This is a genomic window from Dietzia sp. Cai40 (genome assembly GCF_014145165.1).
GTDB classification, from domain to species: Bacteria; Actinomycetota; Actinomycetes; order Mycobacteriales; family Mycobacteriaceae; genus Dietzia; species Dietzia natronolimnaea.
The window spans coordinates 1-5485 of sequence record NZ_JAALEB010000178.1 but is presented as its reverse complement, the minus strand read 5'-3'; the positions used below and the strand labels follow the sequence as shown (position 1 = coordinate 5485).

At 67.1% G+C, this 5485-nt stretch carries 5 protein-coding genes; all 5 read left to right on the top strand.

The window, feature by feature from the left end:
- Positions 1–41: 41 nt before the first annotated feature.
- The 5 genes from G6022_RS07850 (at position 42) to tuf (ending at position 5410) form a co-directional block, all read left to right on the top strand.
- Positions 42–692 (top strand): TetR/AcrR family transcriptional regulator, encoded by a 651-nt coding sequence (locus tag G6022_RS07850; protein WP_182639184.1) that lies wholly within the window; start codon positions 42–44, stop codon positions 690–692.
- A gap of 199 nt (positions 693–891) precedes the next feature.
- Entirely contained in the window at positions 892–1263 is a 372-nt protein-coding gene (gene rpsL, locus G6022_RS07845; RefSeq protein WP_017838186.1) for a 30S ribosomal protein S12, read from the top strand.
- Positions 1263–1733 (top strand): 30S ribosomal protein S7, encoded by a 471-nt coding sequence (rpsG, locus tag G6022_RS07840; RefSeq protein WP_179525929.1) that lies wholly within the window; start codon positions 1263–1265, stop codon positions 1731–1733. The genes rpsL and rpsG overlap by 1 nt, the downstream gene beginning before the upstream one ends.
- A 199-nt stretch (positions 1734–1932) precedes the next feature.
- A complete protein-coding gene (gene fusA, locus G6022_RS07835) occupies positions 1933–4044 on the top strand; it encodes an elongation factor G (RefSeq protein WP_182617728.1) in 2112 nt (703 codons plus the stop codon).
- 175 nt (positions 4045–4219) lie between these two features.
- Positions 4220–5410, top strand: a complete 1191-nt coding sequence (tuf, locus tag G6022_RS07830; protein ID WP_179525927.1) for an elongation factor Tu — start codon at positions 4220–4222, stop codon at positions 5408–5410.
- The last annotated feature ends 75 nt before the right edge of the window (positions 5411–5485 follow it).

Genomic DNA, 5485 nt, shown 5'->3' with positions numbered 1-5485 from the left:
GTGATCATCTACGACGAGCAGGACTGGTAACAGGAGGAGCAATGACGGCACCCGAGCAGCGGGCCCCCAAGCAGGACCGTAGTCGCCTCACGCGGGAACGCCTCCTGGGTGCCTCGATCGACCTCCTCGCCACGCAGGGCTGGGCGGCGACCACCGTGGGCGCGGTGGCCGCCGCCGCCGGCGTCTCACGGGGCGCCGCGCAACACCACTTCCCGACCCGTGAGGACCTCATCACCGCCGCCCTCGGGCACATGATCGAACAGCGGCTCGAGGACGTCCGGAACGTGGGACTCGATCTGCCCGACCCGGGCCCGGAGCGGACGGTCGCCGTGGTCCGACTCATCGTCCAGCACTACACCTCCGACCTCTTCAAGGCGGCGCTGCACGTCTGGACCGCGGCGGCCAGCGATCCGGCGTTGCGCGACCGCGTGCTGCCGCTCGAGAACCACATGTCCCGGGAGGTCCTGGTGATCGCCGCCGCCGCCCTCGGTCACGACCCCGGCGACGTGCGGGTGCGCAGGCCCCTGCAGGCCACCCTCGACCTGGCCCGCGGGCTCGGGCTCGCGGACGTGCTCTCCGACGACTCGGCCCGTCGTGAGAAGGTGATCCGATACTGGGCCGAGACCCTCGACCTGGTGCTCGCGCAGGTCCCGCAGGCGTCGGCCCGAGGCGTCGCCCCGGCCGCGTTTTGACCGATCCTCACGAGGGCGGTTAGGCTTGACCATCGTGCTCGCAGTACGCGAGCTGGAGGATCGTGCCCAGTAGGCCAGCGAGAGCGGCTGACGTGGTCGCCCGTGCGCCCGTCGGGGAGCGCGAGAGTCCGGATACGAGCAACGTCCCAGTGACCGGTGGTCGCCCCCGAGGAGGCCGCCAGCTAGAGAAAGTCGGTTCATGCCAACCATCAACCAGCTGGTCCGCAAGGGCCGCCAGGACAAGAAGTCCTCGACGGCGACGGCTGCCCTCAAGGGCTCGCCGCAGCGTCGTGGCGTGTGCACCCGTGTGTACACCACCACCCCCAAGAAGCCGAACTCCGCGCTGCGTAAGGTCGCCCGCGTGCGCCTCACCAGCGGTATCGAGGTCTCCGCCTACATCCCCGGTGAGGGCCACAACCTCCAGGAGCACTCCATGGTGCTCGTCCGTGGTGGTCGTGTGAAGGACCTCCCGGGTGTCCGTTACAAGATCATCCGCGGCTCCCTCGACACGCAGGGCGTGAAGGACCGCAAGCAGGCCCGCTCCCGCTACGGCGCCAAGAAGGAGAAGTAATGCCTCGCAAGGGTCCCGCCCCGAAGCGCCAGCTCATCAACGATCCGGTCTACGGCTCGCCGCTGGTCACGCAGCTCGTCAACAAGATCCTCCTCGACGGCAAGAAGACGACCGCCGAGCGCATCGTCTACTCCGCGCTGGAGATCTGCCGCGAGAAGACCGGTACCGATCCGGTCCTCACCCTCAAGAAGGCGCTCGACAACGTCAAGCCCGCCCTCGAGGTCCGCTCCCGCCGCGTCGGTGGCGCCACCTACCAGGTGCCCGTCGAGGTCCGCCCCGGGCGTTCCACGACCCTGGCGATGCGCTGGCTGGTGACCTTCTCCCGGCAGCGCCGCGAGAACAGCATGGTCGAGCGTCTCGCCAACGAGATCCTCGACGCCTCCAACGGTCTGGGTGCCGCGGTCAAGCGCCGCGAGGACACCCACAAGATGGCCGAGGCCAACCGGGCGTTCGCGCACTACCGCTGGTGATCCAGCCGGGCCCCGGAGCGGGGGGACGCCCACCGGGCGTCACCTCTCCGGGGCCCCCCGGCCGCCCCGAGGGTGGCATCATTGAACGAGGGTCGGCTCCCGCGCGAGTGAAGCGGGGCACGGCCCAGGACAACAGACCCGGTTCGGACGGTCCACACGACCGCCCGGGCCACCTAAGACTCACGATCGGGGACCATCCGTGGCACAGGACGTGCTGACCGACCTCAACAAGGTCCGCAACATCGGCATCATGGCGCACATCGACGCCGGTAAGACGACCGTCACCGAGCGCATCCTGTTCTACACGGGTGTCAACCGGAAGATCGGCGAGACGCACGACGGCGCCTCGACCACCGACTGGATGGAACAGGAGAAGGAGCGCGGCATCACCATCACGTCGGCCGCCGTCACCTGTTTCTGGGCCGACAACCAGATCAACATCATCGACACCCCGGGCCACGTCGACTTCACGGTCGAGGTCGAGCGCTCGCTGCGCGTCCTCGACGGCGCCGTCGCGGTCTTCGACGGCAAGGAGGGCGTGGAGCCCCAGTCGGAGCAGGTCTGGCGCCAGGCCGAGAAGTACGACGTCCCGCGCATCTGCTTCGTCAACAAGATGGACAAGATGGGCGCGGACTTCTACTACACCGTGCAGACCATCATCGACCGGCTCGGCGCGAAGCCGCTCGTCCTGCAGCTGCCCATCGGCGCGGAGGACGAGTTCGACGGGGTCATCGACCTCGTCGAGATGAAGGCCCTCGTCTGGCCCGGCGTCACGCCGATCGGCACCGAGGCCACGGTCCAGGAGATCCCCGAGGATCTCAAGGACAAGGCCGACGAGTACCGGGAGAAGCTCCTCGAGGCCGTCGCCGAGAGCGACGAGGCCCTCATGGAGAAGTACTTCGGCGGCGAGGAGCTGACGAAGGCCGAGATCCAGGCCGCGATCCGCAAGATGACGGTCAACGCCGAGATCTACCCGGTGCTGTGTGGTTCGGCGTACAAGAACAAGGGCGTCCAGCCCCTGCTCGACGCCGTCATCGCGTACCTGCCGAACCCGCTCGACGTCGGCTCGATCCACGGTCACGCCGTGGGCGACGAGGAGAAGGTCGTCAGCCGTCAGCCCTCCAAGGACGAGCCGTTCGCGGCGCTGGCGTTCAAGATCGCCGTGCACCCGTTCTTCGGTGAGCTCACCTTCGTCCGCGTCTACTCGGGTCGCATCGACCCGAGCACGCAGGTGCAGAACGCCACCAAGGGCAAGAAGGAGCGCGTCGGCAAGCTCTTCCAGATGCACGCCAACAAGGAGATGCCCGTCGAGGAGGCCGTCGCCGGCCACATCTACGCGTTCATCGGCCTCAAGGACACCACCACGGGTGACACCCTGTGTGACCTGCAGAACCAGGTCATCCTCGAGTCGATGACGTTCCCGGCCCCGGTCATCGACGTCTCGATCGAGCCCAAGACCAAGGCCGACCAGGAGAAGCTCGGCACGGCCATCCAGAAGCTGGCGCGCGAGGACCCGACGTTCTCCGTCAGGCTGGACGACGAGACCGGTCAGACGGTCATCGGCGGCATGGGCGAGCTCCACCTCGACGTCCTCGTCGACCGGATGAAGCGTGAGTTCAAGGTCGAGGCCAACGTCGGCAAGCCGCAGGTCGCCTACCGCGAGACCATCAAGGGCACGGTCGAGAAGTACGACTACACCCACAAGAAGCAGACCGGTGGTTCGGGCCAGTTCGCCAAGGTCCAGATCCGTCTCGAGCCGCTCCCGCAGGAGCAGGTCGAGGAGGGCGAGACCTACGAGTTCGCCGACAAGGTCACCGGTGGCCGGGTGCCCAAGGAGTACATCCCCTCCGTGGACCACGGCATCAAGGACGCCATGCAGTACGGTGTCCTGGCCGGGTACCCGATGGTCAACGTCAAGGCGACGCTGGTCGACGGCGCGTACCACGAGGTCGACTCCTCGGAGATGGCGTTCAAGGTCGCGGGCTCGATGGCGTTCAAGGAGGCCGCGCGCAAGTGTCAGCCGGTGATCCTCGAGCCGCTCATGGCGGTCGAGGTCATCACGCCCGAGGACTACATGGGCGACGTCATCGGCGACATCAACTCCCGCCGCGGCCAGATCCAGGCGATGGAGGAGCGCTCCGGCGCCCGCGTCGTCAAGGCCAACGTGCCGCTGTCCGAGATGTTCGGCTACGTCGGCGACCTCCGGTCGCGGACGCAGGGCCGGGCCAACTACTCGATGGTCTTCTCCCACTACGCCGAGGTTCCGGCGAGTGTGTCCAAGGAGATCATCGCCAAGGCGACCGGCGAGTAACCGGTACTGGTCCCGCCCGGCCGTGAGGTAGGGCGGGGCCGATGCCGGCGGCGCACGGTCGAACCTCCGGGTGGCCGCCGGTTCGTGCCCCCCACGGCACGATGAGTAAGATCAGATCCCACACAAAGCAGTGCCCACCTCGAGGTGGGGACAGACCAGTCCAGGAGGACACACAGTGGCGAAGGCGAAGTTCGAGCGGACCAAACCGCACGTTAACATCGGCACCATCGGTCACGTCGACCATGGCAAGACCACCACCACCGCGGCCATCACCAAGGTCCTGGCGGACACCTTCCCCGATCTCAACGACGCGTTCGCGTTCGACGAGATCGACAAGGCGCCGGAGGAGAAGGCTCGTGGTATCACGATCAACATCTCCCACGTCGAGTACCAGACGGAGAAGCGCCACTACGCGCACGTCGACGCCCCGGGTCACGCCGACTACATCAAGAACATGATCACGGGTGCCGCCCAGATGGACGGCGCGATCCTGGTCGTGGCCGCCACCGACGGCCCGATGCCGCAGACGCGTGAGCACGTGCTGCTCGCCCGTCAGGTCGGCGTCCCCTACATCCTCGTCGCCCTCAACAAGTGCGACATGGTCGACGACGAGGAGATCCTCGAGCTCGTCGAGATGGAGGTGCGTGAGCTCCTCGCGTCGCAGGAGTTCGACGAGGACGCCCCCGTCGTCCACATCTCGGCGCTCAAGGCGCTCGAGGGTGACGAGAAGTGGGTCCAGGCGATCCGTGACCTCATGCAGGCCTGCGACGACTCCGTCCCGGACCCCGAGCGTGAGACGGAGAAGCCCTTCCTCATGCCCGTCGAGGACGTCTTCACGATCACCGGTCGTGGCACCGTCGTCACCGGTCGCATCGAGCGCGGCAAGATCAACGTGAACGAGGATGTCGAGCTCATCGGCATCAAGGAGAAGGCCACCAAGACCACCATCACGGGCATCGAGATGTTCCGTAAGCTCCTCGACTACGGCGAGGCCGGCGACAACGTCGGTCTGCTCGTTCGTGGCCTCAAGCGCGAGGAGGTCGAGCGCGGCCAGGTCGTCATCAAGCCGGGCGCGTACACCCCGCACACGAACTTCGAGGGCCAGGCGTACATCCTGTCCAAGGACGAGGGCGGCCGTCACACGCCGTTCTTCAACAACTACCGTCCGCAGTTCTACTTCCGCACCACGGACGTGACCGGCGTCGTGACCCTCCCCGAGGGCACCGAGATGGTCATGCCGGGCGACAACACCGAGATGAGCGTCGAGCTCATCCAGCCGGTCGCCATGGACGAGGGCCTGCGCTTCGCGATCCGTGAGGGTGGCCGCACCGTCGGCGCCGGTCAGGTCACCAAGATCATCAAGTGATCGACTGACCCATCGGGTCGGACGAGTAGTCCGGACCATATGAGGGAGGGGCGCCCCACCGCGAGGTGGGGCGCC